At 53.9% G+C, this 2,447-nt stretch carries 1 protein-coding gene and 1 pseudogene; both read right to left on the minus strand.

Features of this window, described 5'->3' with window-relative positions; genetic code table 11:
- A pseudogene (locus ACXJ5O_RS24415) lies at positions 1-147 on the minus strand (cyclic nucleotide-binding protein); the annotation flags it as partial.
- A gap of 88 nt (positions 148-235) precedes the next feature.
- Positions 236-2,447, minus strand: a 2,212-nt coding sequence (locus ACXJ5O_RS24420; protein WP_457302165.1) for an ATP-binding cassette domain-containing protein, incomplete at its 5' end; no start/stop codon positions are given.

Here is a 2,447-nt window from a genome sequence, read left to right on the forward strand (position 1 = left end):
GGCTGGATCACCCTGGCGAAACAGGGTTTGGCCGGATTTGTAGCTGACGCGCTCGGATGTGAAGGCCAGAAGCTTGAGCTTGGCTGGCGCAACGCCCGAAAACAGCGGTACCCGCCGCAACATTTCAACTTCATCTTTCAGTAGCATGAATGTCCAAAACCCCCTGATAGAGACTTTTCGATAATTTCAGCCAGACGGGCGTAAAGCTGAATTCTCAAAAGATCTCATGTTCCCCTTATGACACCAGCTCCTTGAATATACCGTTTTTCTCAAGGAGAGTCGCGTGCGTTCCATCTTCGACCAGTGTTCCCTTGTCGAATACAATCACGCGATCGAATAGATTGGCAAGTGCCGTGTTTGACAGAACCCAGATGATCGCAGGAGCGTGGCCCTCTTCGTGCAAGTCCTCCATGATGTTGTGTGTGATGTGGTCTTGCACGCGTTGATCAAGTGCGGGCAATGGACGATTGAATATCACGTAGTCAGCACGCTTGAGCAGTGCTCTAGCAACGTTGAGCTTCTGTCGCTGCACATTGGTCAATCGCTTGCCACCTGATCCGACATCGAAATCCATGCCAATCGAAAGGACGCTTTCGAACAGTCCAAGACGGTCGAACAGGTCGCGCAAAATGGTACGTATGCGATCCGAACCATCGGCTTGGGTGAAGCCGATCCTGCCGAAAAGGACATTATCCAGAAGTGTCGCCGTTGAGATAAAACGTTCGGGATCATAGCGTTCAATGACCGCTCTGAGATCTTCTGGCATATTCTTATGGAAACGTGCACGCGCATCGACGATCTTGGCCATTAGCTGGCTGTTCAGAAGACCAAAGCGATGCCTTGGCTCGATATATGAGAAGCTCAGGCGGATTATACTTGTTCGTTCGTCTGCCGACGCCGCGTCAATACCGCGGCCCTGCAATTTTTGCAGCAACACCTGATAAGCCGGGATGTCATCGGCGGTCATGAAGGTTAGCTGCTGGAAGAACGGATGATCCGGCGGCAGATCCTCGAACAGCTCGACGGCATTGGCCGCGATCTCCAGACCCATATTGTAGAGATCGATGTAAAGGTCGTTCTCGCGCAACACCGAGCGGAAATAGGGATGCGCCGCCAGTTTGCGATTCGTCATCATCGGGCGTCTCATGCTGCCGAATAGGAGATTTTCACCAACGGTCGCTTGAGGATTATACTCATCCAGCTTGAACGGAACGACGAGATCGTCGAGATCTTCCTTCTTCAATCGTTTGCGCAGCGCCTGACGCAGCTCGACGATGCGATCGGTTAAATCAGCGTGTGTCTCGATGTCGACGGTAGAACGCAGGGCCATGTCGAGAATGTCCTGAGAAATCAGAACTGCATCGAGTACCGGACGCACAACTTTGAAGAGATCGTCAGGCCCTGTCACGCCCGCGGAGACGTAATCGACCCAGTCGCTGTTAACGTCGAGTTCGGGATTGCCCGCGCGGCGCGCTTCGTTGATGTTCCATTTGTTCTTCGCGGCTTTTGCTCCGTCATACTCGACCTTGGTCAGGGGCGCATGCTTGAGGCCATAAAGCAGATTATCGCGCAAGGTTCCGTGGAAGAAGTACGTATCGGATGCTGCATAGGCGATGCGGCGGCCGGTTACTGATTCTGGCAGTTCGAGAATGTCTTTGCCATCGATGGTGATGCGACCCTGCTCCGGCCAGATAAGGCGTGCGAAGGCTTCGGCAAGGGCCTCAGCGCCGCTTCCGCTGTTACCAACGATGGCGGCGGTCTCGCCCGGTTTGATCTCCAGCGTGACATGTCTAAGCAAGGGCGCACCGCTGTCGTCGGAAAGTGTCAGGTTAACCGCGTGCAGCGAATGCTCAAGACGGTTGACGGGATCGGGCGCGAGAGCCTGGATTTTCGGATCAACGAGCATGTCGACGTTGAACTGTTCTACCACCTGGTTGTACTTAACCTGGACATCCTGACGAGCCTGGTCCCAATCGATCAACTCTTTCAATGGCCCCGGGAGGTCCTTGTAGGCATTGATCACGGCAACGAGCTGGCCGATATCGAGTCTTCCCTGCAACGCCAGAAAGCCACCGATCGAATAGAATAGAAACGGAGTGACCTGTGCGAGGAAATTGTTGATGAATTTGACTAGGAACTTCCATTGATAGAGATCGTACCGGATCGAGAAAATAAGGCCCAAACGCGACGCGATGTCGGCCCGTTCGAAGTTCGATGTGTCATTACCGTGAATGGTACCAATGCCATCGACGATCTCACCCACACGGCCAGACAATTCGCGGGCCGTGAGCTGACGTTGGCGTCCGAGTTCAAGCAACCGTTTGCGCATGCGGGGAATCACGACGCCCTGGACCGCGACAATGCCTGCGGCAATCATACCAAGCCAGAAATTCTGCATGATGATGAAGACGAGGGCCGTGATAGCTTGTCCGCCTAACAATGCCGGC

This window comes from Phyllobacterium sp. P5_D12 (assembly GCF_054049495.1).